Consider the following 20,969-nt stretch of genomic DNA (forward strand, 5'->3'; position numbering starts at 1 on the left):
GCGTTTGGAGAGCAAGCGGAAAATGACCTTTTTCCTGAAAAACGAAAAATCTTCATGCCCTCCCCGAGCCATCAACACCCTCCCTCTGGGCGTATCAAGGCTCCTGCCAGGCGAACAGCCAGTCTTGCGGGATCAGCGTCTGCTCCACTGTTTCCCAGGTCTCGTCCATGGCGTAGGCCTTGGAGAGATAAGGGAGGCTGAGGTGACCGAAGCGGAGGGAGAGTTGGCTTTCGGCGGCCTCTTCGCCGGCGCCCAGGATGCGGGCGAGATAAAGGGCTGAGGCAAGGCCGCTTCGGTCTGCGCCAGCCTTGCAGTGGATGAGAATGGGTTTGGGCGCATCGCGCATGACTGCGACCAGTTGGTCGACCCTTTCCATGCTGAGCTGCTCATTGGCCGACATGCCGAAATCGATATGGGTGACACCCAGCCTGTTCGATTCGGATGTTTCATCCCGATACCAGCCTTGCGAGGGATTGGCGCCGCGCAGGTTGATGATGGTCTTGATGCCGTATTGTTTGACGTAGCGGTCCAGCTGCGCTGTTTTCGGCTGATTGGAGCGGTAAAGCTGTCCCGGTACGACCTCGTGGAAGTTGCCCAAATACTGGATACCGAAGAGGTACAGGCTGACAGAGAGTGCGATTGTCGCCACGGCCCAGGCAGAGCCCTTTAAAATTCGTCGCATGATAGCGGTTCCTCGTCAGAGCACCGCGTCGCTACAAAGGCAGACGGCAGCGCTCCATTTTTCTCAATCGACGCGTCAAATGGCCTGAAAACCGGGATTGATTTTCTGGCCGTGCGTTGGTCGAGGCACCGGATATCCGCCATTTCTGACATCAAACTGAAAGTTGTGCGCCGAAGATCCTGAAGCGGGTCACGCGAGAACGAGAAGCGTTTCGCGCCCACTCACGGGCAGCCGCCGGCACGTTCAACCCGCCTGCGGAACATGGCAGGCGTCTCAAATCCCGACCATGTCACCGAACGAAGACATAGACCGCATAGACGGCAATCAAGGCGCCGGCAGCGGCCGCCGTGATGAGACCGAGCCGCTTTTCGATGAAGTGGCGGATAGACTCGCCGTATCGCTGCAGCAGGCCGGCCAGAATGAAGAAACGTGCGCCGCGCGTTACGACGGCAGACAGGATAAACAGCCCGAGACTGATGTTGGCTGCTCCCGACAGAATGGTCACGACCTTGATCGGCGGCAGGTGCGCGAGACCCGATGTCACCAGCAGGAGAACGATGGTCTCGTAATTGACCGAGCTTTTGAGGTGCTCGAAGCTTTCGAGCTTGCCATAGAATTCCAGGATTGGCCGCGCCAGGCTTTCAAAGGCGTAGTGCCCGAGAAACCAGCCGGCGATACCGCCGAGAACCGAGGCGACCGTCGCGACCAGAGCATAAAACATGGCGCGTTTCGGTTTTGCCAGCACCATCGGCAGGAACAGCACGTCAGCGGGTACGACGAAGATCGAACTTTCCACGAATGCCACAATCGCCAGCCACCAGACGGCGGTTTTGCGTGCAGCAAGCGCCATCGTCCATCCGTAAAGATTCTTGAGCATTTCCGTATCCCAGAGTGAAGCAGTTGATCAGGAAGCCATGCGGCAGGCGGGGCGCGTATTTTCAAGCCTTACGCGACGGCAATAGAGACAATGCAACAGAATGGCAAATGTTGGGAAGATGGTTTCCGCAATGCGGAATCGATGAAAAGAAAATGATTCCAGCCAATAAGGCTCAAGCCTCACCGCAACGCAAAAATATCGTCCTAAGGTAGATAACTATCGGATTTTATTGTAAAATGTTCCTCGGAGGAAATTGGAGGAACGCATTATGGAATATGTGAGCTTCATTACGTCGATCAATCCGGTCATCCTTGTCATCCTGTTTGTCGTGCTCGTGGCAGGCGCCTACAGCAACTGGGTTTCCCACTAGGCTGCAAACGCCATTCGTTGCAGGCGCATTTCTATCGGTGATAGGCATGGAGCCCTATAAATGCTATCGGTTCCGGGAGTAAAACAACTTCCGGGAAGTCTGCATGACGAATGAATTCGCATTTACCGATACGTCCGAGAAACTCAGCACCACGCTGGAAAAGCTGATCGGAAGGGTTCGGGGCAAAACGATCACCCTGCGCGAACTGATGGAAGCGATTGGTGAACAAGGACTTTTGCTGATCTGTGCGATTGCGTCCCTGCCCTTTCTCATTCCCGTGTCGATACCGGGCGTCAGCACCGTGTTCGGTGCAGCGATCATTCTTGTCAGCCTGGCGATCACACTGAACCGGTTGCCTTGGCTGCCGAAGAAAATTCTCGACCGCCAGATGGAAACGGAAAAGCTCGTCCCGGCGCTTCAAAAAGGCGTGGCGATCGTCTCCAAGCTTGACCGTTATATTCGCCCACGCATGCCGGCACTGACCACCGGGCTTGTTGCCAACCGGATCAACGGTCTGGCTCTGATGACGGCGGGCGTGCTTCTAATGATGCCGCTGGGCTTCATTCCGTTTTCCAACACCCTGCCAGGTGTTGCGATCCTGCTTTTTTCCGCCGGCATGATCCAGCGCGACGGCGTCACCGTTCTCGGCGGTTATCTGTTCCTGCTGTTGACGTCGATTTACTTCGCAGCGCTCGCCTATGCCGCCTTCTGGGCCGGCCAGGGCATCAGCAATTCATTCGGCGGCTGATCCGCCATCCTTTTTGCCGACACCATCGCGGCGCTTCTGCCGCGATGCCCACCATACGGTCACGCGCCGACGATGACGGCGTACTGCCGGCAGGTCGTGAGACAGCACGACGAGACCAAGCGGAATCATCCAGAATCCGAGGATCGGCAAGAAGCCGAGCGTTCCCCCGACGACCAGAACCGAGCCTGTCGCGATCCTGCCAGTGCGAGAACGCGGCATCGCCACGCTCCATTTGCCGACATTTAAACGGCCTGTTCTGGCATCGACTCCGAATTTCATTTCCTGCTGCCCTTTTTCATCCAGCCTGTGGATAAGTTTTTTGCACGCTACAAGCCCTGAAAAGTGGGGCTCTCAGGAGATAAAACAAGACGAATGCGTTTTTTTTGAAAAAACCGCTTGGCAAATCGACAAAGCATTTGTATTACCCCGCCAACGCCGCAACAAACGGCGCCAACGTTCCCTGGTAGCTCAGCGGTAGAGCATTCGACTGTTAATCGACAGGTCGCCGGTTCGAATCCGGCCCGGGGAGCCATTCTTCTCTTCAAGAGAACTTTTCACCCAATACCGCTGATTTCCATGACGACATAGCCGTTTGACCGGCTATTGGTTCCAGAGACCTATTTGGTCTTCTTTTTCGCACTCGGGCGTTTGGTCGCCACTGTCGTGTTTGTCACCGCAAGCGGATCGCTTGCCGGGAAGCTTTCTTCCAGACCTTCGGTCAATTCGTCCTTATCATCGGCCCGTGAAGCCTTTTGTTCGTTCTGAAGGGATTTTACGGCTGGCGACTTCGGTTTGCGCTCAGCGGGCTTCTTGACCGGTTTTTTGGCGGTTTCTGTTGCGACTTCGCGCTCCGCTTCTGCCCAGTGCCGCTCATGAGACCCTTCCGGTCTGCCTTCCTTTTCCCAAAGGGCGTGCGCCTTGGCACGGATAGAGCCTTCACGATCTGCAGTCATAACGAACCTCCCTTTGATCTCATCCATATGACAACAAAAACAGAGAAAGATGACATTTGTTCCTCGTTCCTGACTATGAAGAGGTTTCATTTGACGGTCGTCAACAGCAGGCTGGATGCACGGCGCAGTTTCCTTCAAAAAAGGCATAAAAAAAGCGGGCCTCAGCCCGCTCTTTTGGAATTGCCAGTGGCATAGTGTCGGGTCGGCCCGAAAACGGTTAGCGACGCACCGACACGATGGACTTGCGGCTGAAGTTTGAAACCTGCACGCGGCCCGACTGGTTTCCGCCAAGGATCTTTGCCGTCTTGCCGCTCATGCTTTTCAGGATGCCGGCGTGATAACCGCGTCCGTTGCGGACAACAACGACATCACCGGGTTTCGCCTGGCCCACCGGCACAGCGTAACCGAAAGACGTCCAGGATTTGGCAAAACCATAGGATTTCGGAGATTGCCGCCCTGCCTTGCTGGCAACGGCGTGGAGGAAAAGACCGCACCAGGGGGTGACGCGGGGATTGGCACCCAGAATGTTCTTGAGGCTCTTGTTATTCTTGGTCTCGTGCAGACCCGAATATCTTTCTGCCTGGTTCAACATTCCGGCAGAGGCTGACGCCGCCGCTGTTAAAGACACTACAGCGGCTAGAAATAACGCGGATACTTTCAAACTTGTCGCCCTTTTGTTAGAGGGCGCCCATGTATTGTGACAATTCAACGACAATTTGACGAGATATTGGCGAAAATTTGGACGGTCTATACAGCACGAATCTGTCGTTGCTTCAAAACAGGCTGCCCTGGGCCTCGTCGTCAGAAGCCCGCCCGGCATTTTCCAGTGCCAGCATCCGCAATTTCGTCGTTGAGCCGCCCGGTGCGGAAAAACCGCCAAGCCTGCCGCCGGCGGCCAGAACGCGGTGGCACGGTATGATCAGCGGCACCGGATTTTTCGCCATCGCCTGCCCCACATCGCGCGCCTTTTCCGGCCCGCTTCCCAGCGTCTTTGCAACCGCGCCATAGGTGGTCGTGTTGCCCCAGCCAATAAGGCGAACAGCCTGATAGACATCGAGATGAAAGGGTTCCGCTCCGGCCAGATCAACCGGCGTCCTGGAGAAATCCGTCGCCTCACCGGCGAAGTAACGAACGATGCTTTCGATGATCCGCCGCAGTTCATCATCCGGTGCTGCAGCCGACAGGGACGGGACCCGCCGCATCAGCAGCTTTTCCGTTTCGGCAGCATTGGCGCCCGGCAATTGCAGACGTTTGATGCCTTTCGCGCCCCAGGCAAGACCGCAATGGCCAAGCGCGGTCGGAAAAACGATATAGCCCTGATTTTGCATCGTAACGTGCCGATCACCTGTTGTGTGTGGCAAAGTTCGCCCCTGATGGCCACATTTTCAACCCGTTTCGCGAAGGCCCCAACAAAAAAGCCACCCGCACCGTTACGGATGGCTTCGTTCGAGATGATTTTCCGGTTGAAAATCAGGAGGCGATCTGACGATCTTCGTCCATCAGGCATTCAGCCTGCCGGCTTGCCGCGATGAACGCCGCTCTGGCGATTTCGCCGTCGACGCTCCCCATCAGAGAGGCGCGGCAAAGTCGTAGCGCCTGCTCATAAGCCTGTCCGGTGCGCTCCGGCCATTCGTGCTGCAAGAAGTCAAACGCTTCGTAGGCGCCGTTGAAAATTCTGGGCGAGCCGTTCTGCAGGGAAATGGTAACGGGGGTTTTCCATTTGATGTCGTTCAGAAGCATCGATTGTACATCCATAGTTTATTGCCCCGTTGAAACATTGGCGCCTTCACTTGGTTCCCGCCCCCGACGGTTTCAAGTCTAAAAAAATCCTCATCAGAAAACCGCGTCCGTCCATCTTCCCATTCTAGCCGATTTGAGGAACAAAGCCGTTCAATTGTCATTCAAGCAGAGGTGAACCGGAAAAGCCCATGTCAACAAAGCCCTCTGCCGTTATCGTCTGGTTCCGCAAGGACCTGCGCCTGTCCGACAATTACGCTCTGCGCGCTGCACTCGATCACGGTGGGGCGGTGATTCCCGTTTATATCAGGGATGATAAGGTTGGATCGGCCGGTCCTCTGGGCGGCGCACAGGAATGGTGGCTGCATCATTCGCTGGAAGCCCTGGCGGCCTCGCTCGAAACATGTGGCAGCCGCCTTCTGCTTCGCAGCGGCAAGCCTTCAGACATTCTCCATTCGCTGATCTCGGAAACGGGTGCCGACACGGTTTTTTGGAACAGGCGCTACGATCCCGATGGCATGGAGACGGACAGCAAACTGAAAGAGGCGCTTCGAGGTGACGGCCTGACGGTGAAAAGCTTCGCGGGCCACCTCATGCACGAGCCATCGCGGGTCAAGACCAAAGGCGGTGGCCCCTACCGTGTCTACACGCCCTTCTGGCGGGCGATCGAAGGTGCCGAGGAGCCGCATGTGCCGGCAGAGGCACCGGATAAGCTGACAGCACCCGGCACCTGGCCGAAGACGGAAAAACTGGCCGACTGGAAACTTTTGCCAACCAGACCGGACTGGGCAAAGGATTTTGCCGATCTTTGGACGCCGGGCGAAGCAAGCGCGCAGGAAAAGCTTGAGGATTTCATCGACGGCGCGCTGAAAGGTTACGAGGAAGGCCGGGATTTTCCTGCCAAGGATGCCACCTCCATGCTCTCGCCGCACCTGGCGCTTGGCGAGATATCGCCTGCGGCTGCATGGCATGCGACCAAGGGGCTGTCGCACAAGATCGGGTCTCAGGATATCAGCCGTTTCCGCAAGGAACTGGTCTGGCGCGAATTCTGCTATCACCTGCTGTTTCATTTTCCTGAACTGGACGAAAAAAACTGGAACGACAGTTTCGATCCTTTCCCTTGGAAAAACGACAATGCGGGCTTCAATGCGTGGAAGCGCGGCATGACGGGATATCCGATTGTCGATGCGGGAATGCGGCAATTGTGGAAGCATGGCATCATGCACAACCGTGTCCGCATGATCACCGCGTCCTTCCTCATCAAACATCTGCTGATCGACTGGCGCAAAGGCGAGAAGTGGTTCCGCGATACGCTTGTGGATGCCGACCCGGCATCGAATGCCGCCAACTGGCAATGGGTGGCCGGATCGGGCGCAGACGCCTCACCGTTCTTCCGGATCTTCAACCCCGTGCTTCAGGGCGAAAAATTCGATGCGAATGGCGACTATGTGCGCATGTTCGTTCCCGAACTGGACAAACTGGAGCGGAAATACATCCATAAGCCATTTGCAGCACCGAAGGACGTTCTGGAAAAAGCCGGAATCGAGCTTGGGACAACCTATCCGAAACCGGTCGTCGATCATCAATTTGCGCGACAGCGGGCACTCGATGCCTACTCCGGCCTCAAGAAACACGCATAAAAACGGGGAACGGCAAATTTTTGCGTGGCAGACGCAAAGCCGGGAAGATAATTTCTTGTCACGATGCAGTTGTAACGGGACATAACCCCTCTTAGTTTCTGCTCAGACAAGAAGGCTCGCCATGACCATTCACTCCTCTGCGCTTACCGCCATCGGCAACACGCCACTCATCCGCCTCAAGGCTGCGTCCGAAGCGACGGGCTGCGAAATTCTCGGCAAGGCAGAGTTTCTCAATCCGGGCCAATCGGTGAAGGATCGCGCCGCGCTCTACATCATTCGCGACGCGGAACGCCGCGGCCAGTTGCGGCCAGGCGGCACGATTGTCGAGGGCACGGCGGGCAACACCGGCATCGGTCTTGCACTCGTCGCCAACGCGCTTGGCTACAAGACCGTCATCGTCATTCCGGAAACCCAGAGCCAGGAAAAGAAGGACGCGCTGAAGCTTCTTGGCGCCAAACTGGTCGAGGTTCCGGCTGTCCCCTATTCCAACCCGAACAACTACGTGAAGGTTTCCGGGCGCCTTGCCAAACAGCTTGCTGCGACCGATCCGAACGGCGCTATCTGGGCCAACCAGTTCGATAACATTGCCAACCGGCAGGCCCATATCGAAACGACCGCGCCCGAAATCTGGGACCAGACGGACGGCAAGGTGGATGGCTTCATCTGCGCTGTCGGTTCGGGCGGCACGCTGGCTGGCGTTGCAGACGGTCTTCGCGACTTCAATCCCGACATCAAGATCGGTCTTGCCGATCCCGATGGTGCGGCTCTCTTTGAATATTACACCAATGGCGCGCTGAAATCGGAAGGCTCATCCATTACCGAGGGCATCGGCCAGGGACGTATTACCGCCAATCTCGAAGGTTTCCGCCCCGACTTTTCCTACCGTATTCCGGACGCAGAAGCGCTGCCGGTGCTGTTCGACCTCGTTACAAAAGAAGGCCTGTGCCTGGGTGGTTCGAGCGGCATCAACATTGCCGGCGCGATCCGCCTTGCCCGCGAACTCGGTCCGGGGCATACAATCGTGACCATTCTTTGCGACTACGGCAACCGTTACCAGTCAAAGCTCTTCAACCCCGACTTCCTGCGCTCGAAGGGCCTTCCTCTTCCCGCCTGGCTGACGGAAAAGAGCGAGATTTCGGTTCCGTACGAAACTGTTTGAGGACCTGCCGAAATGCCTGTGAATGCCCTGTTTCGTGACGATTTCTATCTTTCAACTGCAGAAGCGATCGTCACGGCGGTGCATGAAGATGGCGGCATCGAACTCGACCAGACCTGCTTTTACGCCACGTCGGGCGGCCAGCCCGGCGATTCGGGCGTGCTTGAACGTGCCGACGGCTCAAAAATCGACCTTGGCGTAACCAGGCACGGCGCCGACAAGAGCATCATCATTCACGTTCCACTCGAAGGTCAGGCGTCGCCCGCTGTCGGCGAAAAGGTGACGCTGCACGTGGACTGGCCGCGTCGCTACAAGCTGATGCGTATGCACACGGCCTGCCATCTGCTGTCCGTTGTCTGCCAGTGGCCGATCACCGGCGCAGCGGTGGGTGAGGACGAATCCCGCGTCGACTTCGACATGTCGGAAACGATTGACAAGGACGACGTAACGGCCAAGCTGATGGAGCTGGTGAAGGCCAACCACCCGGTTTTCCTGCAGTGGATCACGGATGAAGAGCTTCTGGCCAATCCCGGCATCGTCAAATCCAAAAACGTGCGCCCACCGGTCGGCCTTGGACGCGTGAGCCTTGTCTGCATTGGCGAGGCATCCAGCATCGACAGCCAGCCCTGCGGCGGCACCCACGTTTCGGAAACAAAGGAAGTTGGCGACATCCACATCGCCAAGATCGAAAAAAAGGGCAAGGAGAACAGGCGTTTCCGCATTCGTTTCGGCACACCTGAAGCTACGGCCTGAGATCGGGAGAAATATCGTGAGCACGGATAAAAGCCGCTTCGTCGTCTCGGCGGACTGGGTAGAGGCGCAGCTTGGCACGCCAGGTTTTCGCATTGTAGATGCTTCCTGGTATCTGCCGGCGCACAAGCGTAATGGCGCGGAAGAATTTGTCGCCGGGCACCTTCCGGGTGCTGTGTTCTTCGATCAGGACAAGATCGCCGATCACACCACCGGCCTGCCGCATTCCCTGCCCTCGCCGGAATTCTTTGCCGAAGAGGCGGGCAAGCTTGGTCTGAGCGACAGCGACACGATCGTCGTTTATGACGGTCCGGGGTTCTTTTCCGCGCCACGTGTATGGTGGATGCTGCGCGTCATGGGCGTGCAGAAAGCCTATGTGCTGGACGGCGGCCTGGATGGCTGGAAACGTGAGGAGCGCCCGCTCGAAACCGGCACGCCCGAGATTGCGCCCGCAACCTTCACGCCTGACTTCGATGAAAGCCGCGTCACCTCCCTGTCTGCCATGCGCGGCATTGTCGACAGTGGTGACAAGCAGATCGCCGATGCGCGTGGCGCCGGCCGCTTTACCGGCGATGAAGCGGAACCGCGCGCCGGCATGCGCTCCGGTCACATGCCCGGCGCCCGCAGCCTGCCTGCCACGGCCTTTTCCGAAAACGGGCATTTCAAGGACCTCGCAACGCTTCGCAAGATGATCGGCGATGCCGGTATCGATCTGTCGAAGCCCGTCGTGACAAGCTGCGGCTCCGGTGTAACTGCCGCCGTCATCATGCTTGCGCTGGAATCGCTCGGCCATTCCGAGAACTCGCTTTATGACGGCTCATGGTCGGAATGGGGCGGACTTCAGGACACGCCCATCGTTACCGGTGCGGCCGACGCCGTGCCGGCCGTGTCGCATGGACCGCTGAAAGCGCATGTGACGCAACTGGAAATGACGTCGCCGCCAAAGGTCAGCCTGCCGATCCCTGTCAACATCCAGACGGCGCTGATGCGGGTCAACAATATTCCCCTGCACTTCTACCGCTACCTCTACTGGCGCGTCGGCAAGCGCTGGCACTGGCAAAAACGCATGCGCATGAATGATGCAGCTCTTTCCGCCGTGCTGCGCGATCCGGCCAACAGCGTGACAGTGCTTTACATGAATGGCGCCCCGGCCGGTTTCTTCGAACTGCACAAGGTCGATGAGGACGTGACCGAACTGTCCTATTTCGGCCTTCTGGAAGAGGCAATCGGCGCTGGTGTCGGCAAATGGTTTCTGCTGCAGGCGCTCTACGCCGCGTGGCAGGACAACACGAAGCGCGTGACGGTTACGACCAACACGCTCGACCACCCACGCGCCCTGCAGCTTTACCAGATGATGGGCTTTTCGCCGGTTGGGACTTACGAGGCCTGGGTCGAGCCGCTGACCGAAACGGAACTGCTTGAAATTTCAAGAAAGAGCTGAGTGGCAGGCTCGTCCACAGGCGAGCCCCTATCCGGTTCTTCCAATCAAAAGGTGCGTGGCGTTTTCGCCGCGTACCGTTTCACGGCACTGATAACCGAGTGCAGGCAGATCAAGCCCGGACAGCAGATTTTCGCCCTTGCCCAACAGCACCGGCGACTGGGCAAGATGCAGATCATCGATCAGTTGCTGCTGCAGATATTGGCGGATCACGGAAACGCCGCCACCTAATCTCACGTCCTTGCCGCCTGCCGCCGCTTTTGCTGCTTCAAGTGCTTCCTCGATGCCATGCGTGATAAAGTGAAACGTCGTACCGCCCTTCATGTCGAAGGAGGCGCGTGGATGATTTGTCAGCACGAAGACCGGCACGTGGTATGGCGGCTCTTCGCCCCACCAGCCCTTCCAGTTCTCATCCGGCCACGCGCCACGGACAGGGCCGAACATGTTGCGCCCCAATATCCAGGCGCCGATATTTTCGAAACCGCTGGCTGCGAAGCCTTCGTCTACACCGGTCGATCCTCCGTCCTGGCCGAACATCGTCCTGAAAGTCTTCGTGCCGAAAGCCCAGTTGTGGAGTGTTTCGCCTTTAACGCCCAGCGGGTTTTGAAGGCTTTGATCCGGACCTGCGCCAAAACCATCCAGTGAGATTGAAAAACTGCGAACGACCAGCCGTGACATCTCATCCTCCTCATATGTCGGAGGAAAAGGTAACAGAGTTTGTTCGGGTTACAATTCCAGGCCGAGATTCACTGCGGTCGGAATTTCCTTCACCGACTCGCTTTCCTTCTCGCTTCCGCCTTCCGACAAATGCGCCGAGATCAGCTCCGCCTGGAACTTGCCGAGTTCGTAGCAATAGGTGATTTCGCGGTTTTCCGCCGACCAGTAGACATCGGGTCGACCGCAGGATTTTGCCGTCAACTTGACGTCGCCCTTCAAGGCGTAGGCGCCGAAGCTGCGGCTGATGAGATCGAGAACCTTCGATTCCCGGATCATGATCGCGTAGGATTCAAGCGCCGGATCACGGGCTGGTTGATAGCTGATCGTGAACTTGCTGGTCGGCTTGCCCACCTGATGCGGACGCAGGAAATCTTCCCAGGCCGAAGCGATCGCCGGATAGGATGCCTCGCATTTCTGAAAATCGCCGCCCTCAAGCCCCATCATGGCGGCAAGGTCGCCGTAGCCTTCCTTGTCCCGTCCGACCATCAGGCAGGCCATGTCACGGTCACGGTTCTTGTTGGGAATGAGGACCGAATGAACCGGCGGCTCATGCAGAGGCAGGCTTTCCGCATCGCGGCCGAGATACCAGCTATCGGTGGCATTGACGAGCGCGGTATCGAGCCACTCCTCATTGGCCTGAAGGATCATTGTTCCGGCCAGTTGATCGGCAGGCTCCTGACTGCTGCCGGCATCCGCAACACCGAAGTCGGTAATCATCATCTTCGCGCTTTCATGATAGAGCGAGAAGATTGCATTGCCGATGACGAAGTTGACCGCCTGCTGAAGCTGATCGTCCGAAAGGTCGTCCAGACCCGAGGCAAATTGTGCCTGGACGTGCGTTGGTGCAGTCAAGGAAACAAGGACCATCGGCAAGGCAGTCAGCAAACGACGGATCATAAAATCGGACCTTCCGGAATCGAGGAGCAACACTGATTCCCCAAGGCAACGCATCCCGCAATGGGGTGGTTGCATCCCATCGCAAGAATCGGGTGGATAGCCGAGCGTTTCGGGATCATAGCGGCAAAGTAGCAACGCCTAACTGACCGGAGACCACCATGACCCAAATCGTTTTTACCGCCATGTCGGAACAGGAAGCCGCAGCCTTTCGCGCCGGCGAAGCCGATGCCTATGGCAATGCACCGGAAAAAGCCGTGTCACCGGGTGGTATGCCCTGCCGCCATTGCCTTGGCGACATCGGCGAAGGCGAAGGCATGCTGATCCTCGCCTATCGCCCCTTCAGCGCACTGCAGCCCTATGCGGAGACCGGGCCGATCTTTCTTCACGCCGATGAATGCCAACGCTATCCCGAGACGGATGCGCTGCCGCCGATGCTGGAAAGCCCCGATTACATCGTGCGCGGATATGGTGAGAATGAGCGCATTGTCTATGGCACTGGCGCCGTGACCGCGACGGACCAGATCGCCGCGCGTGCCAGCCAGCTTCTGCAGCGTGACGACGTCGCCTATGTGCATGTTCGCTCGGCCCGCAACAATTGCTTCCAGTGCCGCATCGATGCCGCGTAATTCGCAAATTGCCTGCAATTTTAAGGATAGTGCTAAATGCGGTTCAAGCTTTGTGTGCCAGCATAGGACAGTCGAAACAATTGCGTGAGCAGACAATGACGAACAATCTCAACATGCCAACGCGTGGCGCGCAGCGCAGCAGGACTCGGATTTTTGCCACCGTGCGTTATGTCAATCAGGCAACAAAGGCGCGCGTGATCGATCTTTCCGAAACCGGCATGGCGCTGGAGCTGGACGGAGCGTTTTCTGCCCAGAAAGGCAGCCGCGTGAAGGTGGAGAGCGAGGACCTCGGTTATCTCGAAGGCGTCGTTCAGTGGCAGCACATGAACCGTCTGGGACTTCAGCTGAAGCTCTCGACCAACACGCTGGCGCAGCTTTCCTCCTACTTCCGCTTCTTCCATGAAGAGGTAAAGCCGACCCTGGCTCGCTAGCGCCTGCGGGATATCCGATCGGAAAATCGCTCCGTTTCATGCCTGAACGGGGCGATTTCTCTTTTTATTCTTGCCGTCTGAAAATGCCTTGATCCTCATCGGGCCCGTCAGCACATTCCGGTCAATCGACAAAAAATTTATCAAACGGTTGAAAAACCTCACGACCGTCACCGGCTTGTCATTTTGGTGATGGACTCCTCTGCGATTGCTTCTAGGTTGTCATCTTCATGACAATGCACGCTTCCACTGAAGGAGTTCCCATGTCGTCGCACCTTGCCCTCCATCCGATCACCAGACGCTCGCTTCTCGGCGGCATTGCCGCTTCCTCGGCCTTCGTGGTGCTGCACCCCTTCGCGGCACGCGCCGCAAACAATCAGGCGCATCTGCGCATCATGGAAACGACGGATATTCACGTTCACGTCTTCCCTTACGATTATTACGCCGACAAGCCGAACGACACGATGGGTCTTGCCCGCACCGCGTCGATCATCGATGCCATCCGCGCCGAGGCCGGAAACTCGATGCTGGTCGACAATGGCGACTTCCTGCAGGGCAATCCGCTCGGCGACTACATTGCCTATGAGCGCGGCATGAAGGCCGGCGACAAACATCCCGTCGTCAACGCCATGAATGTGCTGGGATACGATTGCGGCACGCTCGGCAACCACGAGTTCAACTACGGGCTCGACTATATGTTCAACACGCTGGCCGGCGCGAGTTTCCCTTATGTCTGTGCCAACCTGACCAAGGGCCAGCTTGCCTCCGACCCGAAGCAGGACGAACTTTTCTTCAAGCCATATGTCATCATGGAAAAGCAGATCCGTGACGGTGCGGGCGCGACGAGCCCGATCAAGATCGGCATCATCGGTTTCGTGCCGCCGCAGATCATGATGTGGGATTCGAAAAACCTCGAAGGCAAGGCGCAGACCCGCGACATCGTCGAGGCGGCAAAGGCTTGGGTTCCGGTGATGAAGGAACAGGGCGCCGACATCGTCATCGCACTCTCCCACTCCGGCATCGACGGCAAGGGACAGAGCGAACGCATGGAAAACGCCTCGCTTTACCTTGCAGGCGTGGAAGGCATCGATGCAATCTTTACCGGCCACCAGCATCTGGTCTTCCCCGGCCCGAAAACCTGGGACGGCATTGCCGGCGCCGATCCGGTAAAGGGCACCTTGATGGGCAAGCCCGCGGTGATGGCCGGCTTCTGGGGCTCGCATATGGGTCTGATCGACCTGCTGCTCGAAAAGGACGGCAAGAGCTGGAAGATCGTCGATTTCACATCGGAAGCACGGCCGATCTATCACCGCGACGACAATCGCAAGATTGTTGCCGATGTGAGGGACAAGCCGGAAGTCGTGGCGGCGGCCAAGGCGGAACATGAGGCAACGCTTGCCTATGTGCGTCGCCCCGTCGGCAAGACATCTGCCCCGCTCTACTCCTATTTCGCGCTGGTGGCCGATGATCCGTCCGTTCAGATCGTCTCCAATGCGCAGACCTGGTACATCAAGGACATGCTGAAGGAAGGGCAGTACAAGGATCTGCCGGTGCTTTCGGCTGCCGCTCCCTTCAAGGCCGGAGGACGTGGCGGTTCCGACTATTACACCGATGTCCCCGCCGGTGACATCGCCATCAAGAACGTCGCCGACCTCTATCTCTATCCGAACACCGTGCAGGCGGTCCTGATCACCGGGGCGCAGGTGAAAAACTGGCTGGAAATGTCGGCGGGCATGTTCAACACGGTAGAGGCCGGCACCAAGGACGCACCGCTGTTGAATGCGGACTTCCCGTCCTACAATTACGACGTCATCGATGGCGTGACCTACCAGATCGATGTGTCCAAACCGGCGAAATTCGACAAGGACGGCAAGGCGGTCAATCCGGATAGCAACCGCATCGTCAACCTGCAGTTCGAAGGCAAGCCGATCGATCCGGAACAGAAGTTCGTGGTTGCGACCAACAATTACCGTGCCAGCGGCGGCGGCAAGTTCCCGGAGATCGGCACGGACAAGATCATCTTCGTGGCACCGGATACCAACCGCGATGTGATTGTGCGTTACATCATCGATCAGGGCACCATCAATCCGTCGGCCGACGCCAACTGGTCGTTTGCACCAGTCGCCAACACTACGGCGATTTTCGAAACCGGTCCGAAGGGGCGGCAGTTTGCCTCGGAGGTCAAGGGCGCGAAGATCGAGGAAGCAGGTGACGGCGCGGAAGGTTTCGCCAAGTTCCGCCTCCTCCTCTAACACCGAAAAAACCTCCCGGCGCTTTCATGCCGGGAGGTTTTCCTATTTCAGTGCATTGACCGCTCGCGACAACAGCGGCAGCTCTGGCGGAGGTTTCTGCTCGACGCGCTGATAGTCGCTGCCGTCCCTGTTTCGGCGCACAAGCCCAAGCCCGAACATGTCGCGCCTCAGCATCGCAGCATCGCCAAACAGATGCAGTTCGTTCAGCAGGTTACTGAACTGCTTTTCCGTGAACCGTTGCCCGGCGGGGATTTTCGACCACAGATACCAGAGGCAGAGTTCCTGTTGCGACCGCCGGGCAGGCCATTGCACCAGTCTGCCGTCCCGATCGAAAAGCCTTGATGATTTCAGCACCCGGCTTTCGTTCGGCGCAGGGATCATGCCGATAACAGGAGCCAAGCCTTCAACCGGATTGCTGCGAGTGGCACGCAAATGCTGGACATTGCGAAATCCGGCAGCCCGGCTCAGGAGATTGAGCATTTCGACATGCGACGGCTGATGACCGAGCCTGTTGATCTGCTCGCGAACGGATTTTGCGAAGGTGGAGAGGTCTGCGACCTCCATGGAAAGAAGCGAACGTGGCATAACTTACCCTCAAGTGTGCCATTCCAGATTGGTGTCGCTGATCGCCGGCTTTCGACGTGGCACGGGATAAGTGCTGTCTTCGAATGTTGCGCAGGTTTAGCTTCCCTTGCGGGACGGCGATGCCTCGGTGAACTGCTGACCGTGGCTTAAATCTATAGTCAGCAGCTGCACCCCGTCAATGCGCAGCCGCCAAACAGCCAAACGGCAGCATGTCACTCTGCGGCGACTTTGAGTTTCTTGTCCGTTCCAGCCTCGATCAGATCGTGGAAATTCTTCTGGTTCGGGCATTGTGACAGACGCGTCTGAAACGCTTCCATCAGCCATGTTCCGGCCGGACCGGCGGGCGTATCCAGCCTGCGCAGGGCAAAGAGCGGATATTCGCCCTGCTCGTAGGCGTCGAGATCGAGCACCTTCAGGCCACCATTGACGAGATCGTTGCGCACGAGCGAGGCGGGAAGCCCGCCCCAGCCAAGACCACCCTTGATGAGCTGATATTTCGTGGCGATATCGCTGACCTTCCAGGTTTTGTAGGAGAGCACGTTGAAGTCGCGTCCCTTTGTCAGACCTGAAGCGTCGGTGACGACAAGCTGCACTTCCTCGCGCACATCGGCCAGAACAAGCGGGCGTTCGATCTGAGCCAGCGGATGATCTGCCGCGATGACCGGCAGCAGGAACGAATGGCCGATCTTTTCGGTGACCAGTTCGTCATCCTGCCGCAGCAGCGCGCCACCAATGCCAATATCGGCCTTGCGGCTCAGCACCATGTCCATGACCATACCAAGCTCACCGACATTGAGGCTCAAGCCGATGGTCGGAAATTGCCGACGAAAATCGCGCAGCACCGCGACGACGGCTTCGGCCGGAACCATGGTGCTGATGGCCACGGACAGTTCTGCCTCCAACCCCTGTTTCAGCCCTTTTGCACGTGCGCGCATTTCCTGCAGCCCGGCGACGATGCGCCGGGCATCTTCCAGCATGGCGCGTCCCTCGTCCGTCAATCGTGGCTGGCGCACGCCATTGCGCTCGAAGAGCGTCACCTCAAGCTGCGCCTCGAGATTGGCGATGGTGTAGCTGACCACGGATTGCGCACGATTGAGAGCGCGCGAAGCAGCGGAAAAACTTCCCGTTTCGGCAACCGTCAAAAACACCTGCAACTGATCGAGTGTCGGGTTCGCGTCCATGTCCCATCCAATTCTTCGATAGATTGGTTCCACATTATCACAGTTTTCTTGATAACGAGATTTTTCCATATAAGCAGCAAAGGAGGCGGAAACCACCCTCCTCCAACGACCTCCCAAGGCGTCACTAGCCCGTTGCACACAAGGAAAAGACCATGTCCAACATTCTTCTCATCACCTCCAGCCCGCGCGGTGACGAATCGGTTTCCAACAAGTTCGCTGGCGAACTCGCAACGAAGCTGCAGGCCAAGTCGGCAGCAAACACGCTGGTTCACCGTGACCTCGCCGCTGACCCGATCCCGCACCTCGACACGGTCAAGACCTCTGCGATCCGCAAGGCTCCCGACCAGCGCACGAGCGAAGAAGCCGTTGCAGCCGAATACTCCGACAAGCTGGTTGCCGAGCTCATGGCTGCCGACACTGTCGTCATCGGCACCGGCCTCATCAACTTCAACATCTATTCCGGCCTGAAGTCCTGGATCGATAACGTTGCCCGCGCTGGCCAGACCTTCCGTTACACCGAAACCGGCCCGGTTGGCCTTGCCACCGGCAAGAAGGTCTACATCGTTCTGGCGGCTGCCGGCGTTTACTCCGAAGGCCCGGCTGCTTCGATGAACCATGCGGTTCCTTACCTGAAGACCGTTCTCGGCTTCATGGGCATGACTGACGTGGAAGTCATCTACGTTGAAGGCCTGGCATTCGGCCCTGAGGCCGTTGAAAAGGCTGTTGCTGCCGCAGAAGCCAAGGTTGCCGAACTGGCGCTGGCTGCCTGATACGACAGCAGATTGCCTGGAAATTCCAGGCAATCTATCTAGCTTTCGACTGAAAATCCATAACGGCCGCGGACCTGATCGCGGCCGTTATTTTTTGCCGCGTAGAGGCGAATATCCGCCTCTGCGAGCAGATTGCGGAAATCCGCCCCGTCCTCGGAAGAAGTGGCAACACCGATACTGACGGTCAAGGGCGTGCCATCCGGCCGCTGCAAATTCGTCGCGATCGTGCATCTGAGGTTCTGCGAGCGTTCAATGGCATCGTCATGCGGCATCGACGGCAGCAGCACGACGAACTCTTCGCCACCGAAACGGTACAGGCTGCCAAAGGGCTGCACGGCATCTTTCAGCACGGTTGCAAACTCCTTCAGGATCTCGTCCCCCTTCAGATGCCCGAAGGTATCGTTGACGGCCTTGAAATGATCGATATCGACCAGGAGCACGCTGACAGGCTGTTTCCGTTCCAGCCCTTCTGCGACGACAGCAGGTGCATCCAGCTCCATGCGCGCACGATCCGAGACCCCCGTCAGCATGTCGCGACCCGAACGCGACAGAAGCTCCTCATACCGTTCGCGGAACGTGAGGTCGTTGAAGACGTCGGCAACGTTGCGCCGATGCAGGAAACGGCCCTTTGCCGATGACAGTCTCAAATAGATGGCAAACAGGATCGAATAGATGGCGACGGCCACCATCTTGGCCGTCCAGCCATCGTAAAAGACACCGATAGGCGCGTCGAACATGAAGCGCAAAGCGCCGTAGAAACCGGTCTGGTCGAAGCTCAGAACCACCACGCCGCAGATTGCAAAGCGCAGCACGGTTTGGCGCTGCAGATAGCGCCCCAGCTTTTCATAGAGCAGGATGATGGCGATTGCGTCGATGTAGAGAAGGCTGGTTCCCCAGACCATCAGCACGCCCATCTCATCGAGAAAGCCGGCGCTGACGGCCCGTCCCGGCACCACGGCCACGGTCTGATTGAAGCGGATGATCTGCGCCATCACCACGGTCAGGATATTGCCGAGGAAGAGGCCGTAAATGGGCTGGCGGACAATGGCTGCGTCCTCTCTCATGTAGAGCATGAGGATCATCATCAGCTTGCCGGCAAAAAGAATGGACGAACCGGGGGACGCAACGCCGAACGGCAGGTCGACATAGAAGACCGCCGCAAGGTAGGTCTCCAGAAAGTGCATGACGCCGAGCGCGGTCAGGAAAACGCCGAGACCGAGGATATGACGGTAATGCAGGAAGGCCGTCATGACCGAGAAATAGACGATAGCCTCTAAGACAAAGAGTGCCTGATTAGCCCATTGCATCGGCACACGCCCTAACGATCCACATCGCGCCAACAGACCGGCGCAACTTCATGTCCACATCGCGAGACGATAGGGCGAAGCGACAAACGGAATCTTAATGAGAACTGGAAAAAGGCGCCCTCATTTCCCGGAAAAGAGCGATGCGCCGTTCTGATCGATGATGAGCTGCGCCTTGCGAACCGTAAACTCCACCGCATCGTCCATGCTGGTGAAAACATCGGCGCGCACGAACTCGTGCACCAGGGTTTCGTCTCCGACCTTTTTCTCGATGCGACCAGCGAGGCGGAACTGACCGCCTTCCTTGATCGGCGTCGGGTAGATCAGATATTCGCCATGCGCGTGCGGCTCTACCTGTGCGACCTTCTGCGGAGTATCGGACGGCTGACCGGAACCGAAAGCGGAAAGGATTTTCGAGAAAAACGAGGCCATGACTTTCACTCCCTGTGTCAACGTCGTGTTTTGAAGGGAGAGCGTTTCTCTCCCTTCCCTGTCCGCTCCGGGATCAGATAATCAGGTTCGCCAGAATATCGTTCTCGGTTATGTCCTCATAACCAAGACCCGCCGCCTCGAAACGTTCCAGCAGGCCGGAGAAGTTATCCTTGTCGCTGGTTTCGATGCCGATGAGGATCGAACCGAAGTTGCGGGCGGATTTCTTCAGATATTCGAAACGGGCGATATCATCGTCCGGACCGAGCAGGTTGAGGAAATCTCGCAGCGCGCCAGGACGCTGCGGCAGGCGCAGAATGAAGTATTTCTTCACGCCCGCGTAACGCATGGCGCGTTCCTTGACATCGGGAAGGCGCTCGAAATCGAAGTTGCCGCCCGACACGACAGCGATGACCGTCTTGCCTTCGAGCTTTTCGCGTCCGAGTTTTTCCAACGCGGCGATGGACAGGGCGCCAGCAGGCTCCAGAACCACGCCTTCGACATTCAGCATGTCGATGATGGTAACGCAGATGGCGTTTTCGGGAATGAGCATGACCTGCTCTGCCGGAAAGCTCTTCAGCGCTTCGAAGTTCAGGTCGCCGATACGGGCAACGGCTGCACCATCAACGAAGTTATCGACCTTGTTGAGCGTGACCGGCTCGCCTTTTTCAAGGCTGCGCTTCAAGCTCGGCGCACCCTCCGGCTCGCAGAAGATGAAGCCGTCCTTCTTGACCGTTCCCGCCAGAAAACCGGAAAGACCAGCCGAAAGGCCACCGCCACCGACCGGCATCACCACCAGATCGGGGGTCGTGCCATCGGGAAGCTGATCGACAATTTCGGCAGCCACGGTCGCCTGACCTTCGACGATGTCGGTGTGGTCGAAGGGCGGCACCATGTAGCCGTTGTTTTCTTCGACATAGGCGCGCGCTGCGGCATAGCACTGGTCGAAGATATCGCCGACGAGGCGGATGGAAATGTACTCACCGCCGAAGATGCGGGTCTTGTCGATCTTCTGCATCGGTGTGGTAACCGGCATGAAGACGACGCCGCGAACGCCGAAGTGACGGCATGCGAAGGCAAAGCCCTGCGCGTGGTTGCCAGCGGATGCACAGACGAAAACCTTGTCCTTGCCAGCCTTGGCAACGGCCTTACGCAGAAAGTTGAATGCGCCTCTAATCTTGTAGGAACGAACCGGCGTCAGGTCTTCACGCTTCAACCAAATCGAAGCGCCGTACCGACGGCTAAGATGTTCATTCAACTGCAACGGCGTTTCAGGAAAGATTTCCCGTACTTCCCGCCGCGCTGCCTCCACAAGCTGCTTGTCCACGATTGTCAATCCATTGAAATTCATGATGGCACTCGCTATGCCATAGGAAGACGTCGGAGACAAAGACTCATTTCAGCGCGGCCACGAACTCTGGGTTTCATT

The 20,969-nt window shown here is 57.7% G+C and carries 23 protein-coding genes and 1 tRNA gene; 10 read left to right on the top strand and 14 right to left on the bottom strand.

Annotated elements, in window-relative coordinates:
- Positions 1-94: 94 nt before the first annotated feature.
- Both ACIQT8_RS05355 and ACIQT8_RS05360 read right to left on the bottom strand, forming a co-directional pair.
- Positions 95-682, bottom strand: coding sequence for a dual specificity protein phosphatase family protein (locus ACIQT8_RS05355; RefSeq protein WP_400964089.1), 588 nt, complete (start codon positions 680-682; stop codon positions 95-97).
- A 289-nt stretch (positions 683-971) separates the two neighbouring features.
- The gene (locus ACIQT8_RS05360) at positions 972-1,559 is read right to left on the bottom strand and encodes a YqaA family protein (protein WP_138795603.1); all 588 of its coding nucleotides are present in this window, start codon (positions 1,557-1,559) and stop codon (positions 972-974) included.
- Positions 1,560-2,032: 473 nt separating this feature from the next.
- On the opposite strand from ACIQT8_RS05360, the gene ACIQT8_RS05365 reads away from it, so the two are divergent.
- Positions 2,033-2,677, top strand: coding sequence for an exopolysaccharide biosynthesis protein (locus ACIQT8_RS05365; protein WP_138795604.1), 645 nt, complete (start codon positions 2,033-2,035; stop codon positions 2,675-2,677).
- Here ACIQT8_RS05365 and ACIQT8_RS05370 read toward each other — a convergent pair.
- Positions 2,663-2,956, bottom strand: coding sequence for a hypothetical protein (locus tag ACIQT8_RS05370; protein WP_262525323.1), 294 nt, complete (start codon positions 2,954-2,956; stop codon positions 2,663-2,665). The genes ACIQT8_RS05365 and ACIQT8_RS05370 overlap by 15 nt on opposite strands.
- A 178-nt stretch (positions 2,957-3,134) precedes the next feature.
- On the opposite strand from ACIQT8_RS05370, the gene ACIQT8_RS05375 reads away from it, so the two are divergent.
- Positions 3,135-3,209 (top strand) — tRNA-Asn (locus ACIQT8_RS05375).
- Positions 3,210-3,294: 85 nt separating this feature from the next.
- Here ACIQT8_RS05375 and ACIQT8_RS05380 read toward each other — a convergent pair.
- The 4 genes from ACIQT8_RS05380 to ACIQT8_RS05395 form a co-directional block, all read right to left on the bottom strand.
- Complete coding sequence (locus ACIQT8_RS05380) at positions 3,295-3,630, bottom strand: DUF2934 domain-containing protein (protein WP_138795606.1); 336 nt, start codon at positions 3,628-3,630, stop codon at positions 3,295-3,297.
- Positions 3,631-3,847: 217 nt separating this feature from the next.
- Positions 3,848-4,291: a TIGR02594 family protein gene (locus tag ACIQT8_RS05385; protein ID WP_138795607.1), complete on the bottom strand. Its 444-nt coding sequence runs from the start codon at positions 4,289-4,291 to the stop codon at positions 3,848-3,850.
- 112 nt (positions 4,292-4,403) lie between these two features.
- Positions 4,404-4,958: a methylated-DNA--[protein]-cysteine S-methyltransferase gene (locus ACIQT8_RS05390; RefSeq protein WP_262526123.1), complete on the bottom strand. Its 555-nt coding sequence runs from the start codon at positions 4,956-4,958 to the stop codon at positions 4,404-4,406.
- Positions 4,959-5,100: 142 nt separating this feature from the next.
- Positions 5,101-5,370: a DUF982 domain-containing protein gene (locus ACIQT8_RS05395; protein ID WP_178340576.1), complete on the bottom strand. Its 270-nt coding sequence runs from the start codon at positions 5,368-5,370 to the stop codon at positions 5,101-5,103.
- Positions 5,371-5,558: 188 nt separating this feature from the next.
- Here ACIQT8_RS05395 and ACIQT8_RS05400 point away from each other — a divergent pair, with 188 nt between their 5' ends.
- The 4 genes from ACIQT8_RS05400 to sseA all read left to right on the top strand — a co-directional run bounded on the left by ACIQT8_RS05400 (position 5,559) and on the right by sseA (position 10,354).
- Positions 5,559-7,007 (top strand): cryptochrome/photolyase family protein, encoded by a 1,449-nt coding sequence (locus tag ACIQT8_RS05400; protein WP_400964093.1) that lies wholly within the window; start codon positions 5,559-5,561, stop codon positions 7,005-7,007.
- 121 nt (positions 7,008-7,128) lie between these two features.
- Entirely contained in the window at positions 7,129-8,166 is a 1,038-nt protein-coding gene (locus ACIQT8_RS05405; RefSeq protein ID WP_138795610.1) for a cysteine synthase A, read from the top strand.
- Positions 8,167-8,178: 12 nt separating this feature from the next.
- Positions 8,179-8,916, top strand: a complete 738-nt coding sequence (locus ACIQT8_RS05410; protein ID WP_138795611.1) for an alanyl-tRNA editing protein — start codon at positions 8,179-8,181, stop codon at positions 8,914-8,916.
- 16 nt (positions 8,917-8,932) lie between these two features.
- Positions 8,933-10,354 (top strand): 3-mercaptopyruvate sulfurtransferase, encoded by a 1,422-nt coding sequence (sseA, locus tag ACIQT8_RS05415; RefSeq protein ID WP_400964095.1) that lies wholly within the window; start codon positions 8,933-8,935, stop codon positions 10,352-10,354.
- A 27-nt stretch (positions 10,355-10,381) separates the two neighbouring features.
- On the opposite strand, the gene ACIQT8_RS05420 is transcribed toward sseA, so the two are convergent.
- Positions 10,382-11,029, bottom strand: coding sequence for a dihydrofolate reductase family protein (locus tag ACIQT8_RS05420; RefSeq protein ID WP_400964097.1), 648 nt, complete (start codon positions 11,027-11,029; stop codon positions 10,382-10,384).
- Between the two features lie 48 nt (positions 11,030-11,077).
- Positions 11,078-11,965: a DUF4344 domain-containing metallopeptidase gene (locus ACIQT8_RS05425; protein ID WP_400964099.1), complete on the bottom strand. Its 888-nt coding sequence runs from the start codon at positions 11,963-11,965 to the stop codon at positions 11,078-11,080.
- A 158-nt stretch (positions 11,966-12,123) separates the two neighbouring features.
- On the opposite strand from ACIQT8_RS05425, the gene ACIQT8_RS05430 reads away from it, so the two are divergent.
- The 3 genes from ACIQT8_RS05430 (at position 12,124) to ACIQT8_RS05440 (ending at position 15,271) form a co-directional block, all read left to right on the top strand.
- Positions 12,124-12,591 carry a DUF1203 domain-containing protein gene (locus ACIQT8_RS05430; RefSeq protein ID WP_400964101.1) on the top strand — a complete coding sequence of 156 codons (468 nt, stop codon included), beginning with the start codon at positions 12,124-12,126 and terminating at the stop codon, positions 12,589-12,591.
- 95 nt (positions 12,592-12,686) lie between these two features.
- Positions 12,687-13,022 (top strand): PilZ domain-containing protein, encoded by a 336-nt coding sequence (locus ACIQT8_RS05435; protein WP_138795616.1) that lies wholly within the window; start codon positions 12,687-12,689, stop codon positions 13,020-13,022.
- 260 nt (positions 13,023-13,282) lie between these two features.
- On the top strand, positions 13,283-15,271 hold the full coding sequence (locus tag ACIQT8_RS05440; RefSeq protein WP_400964103.1) for a bifunctional 2',3'-cyclic-nucleotide 2'-phosphodiesterase/3'-nucleotidase: 1,989 nt from the start codon (positions 13,283-13,285) through the stop codon (positions 15,269-15,271).
- Between the two features lie 42 nt (positions 15,272-15,313).
- Here the strand turns inward: ACIQT8_RS05440 and ACIQT8_RS05445 are convergent, their stop codons facing one another.
- Positions 15,314-15,856 (bottom strand): DUF2087 domain-containing protein, encoded by a 543-nt coding sequence (locus ACIQT8_RS05445; RefSeq protein WP_400964105.1) that lies wholly within the window; start codon positions 15,854-15,856, stop codon positions 15,314-15,316.
- A 212-nt stretch (positions 15,857-16,068) separates the two neighbouring features.
- Positions 16,069-17,037: a LysR family transcriptional regulator gene (locus ACIQT8_RS05450; protein WP_138795619.1), complete on the bottom strand. Its 969-nt coding sequence runs from the start codon at positions 17,035-17,037 to the stop codon at positions 16,069-16,071.
- 152 nt (positions 17,038-17,189) lie between these two features.
- Between ACIQT8_RS05450 and ACIQT8_RS05455 the strand changes: the two genes are divergently transcribed.
- Positions 17,190-17,807, top strand: coding sequence for an FMN-dependent NADH-azoreductase (locus ACIQT8_RS05455; RefSeq protein WP_138795620.1), 618 nt, complete (start codon positions 17,190-17,192; stop codon positions 17,805-17,807).
- Between the two features lie 38 nt (positions 17,808-17,845).
- Here the strand turns inward: ACIQT8_RS05455 and ACIQT8_RS05460 are convergent, their stop codons facing one another.
- From ACIQT8_RS05460 to ilvA, 3 genes are all read right to left on the bottom strand, one after another.
- Positions 17,846-19,114, bottom strand: coding sequence for a diguanylate cyclase (locus ACIQT8_RS05460; RefSeq protein ID WP_400964108.1), 1,269 nt, complete (start codon positions 19,112-19,114; stop codon positions 17,846-17,848).
- A 120-nt stretch (positions 19,115-19,234) separates the two neighbouring features.
- The gene (locus tag ACIQT8_RS05465) at positions 19,235-19,543 is read right to left on the bottom strand and encodes an HlyU family transcriptional regulator (protein WP_400964110.1); all 309 of its coding nucleotides are present in this window, start codon (positions 19,541-19,543) and stop codon (positions 19,235-19,237) included.
- A gap of 73 nt (positions 19,544-19,616) precedes the next feature.
- Complete coding sequence (gene ilvA, locus ACIQT8_RS05470) at positions 19,617-20,891, bottom strand: threonine ammonia-lyase (protein WP_262525239.1); 1,275 nt, start codon at positions 20,889-20,891, stop codon at positions 19,617-19,619.
- Between the last annotated feature and the right edge of the window lie 78 nt (positions 20,892-20,969).

It is taken from the genome of Agrobacterium sp. NPDC090273 (assembly GCF_044772305.1).
Classification (GTDB): Bacteria; Pseudomonadota; Alphaproteobacteria; order Rhizobiales; family Rhizobiaceae; genus Agrobacterium.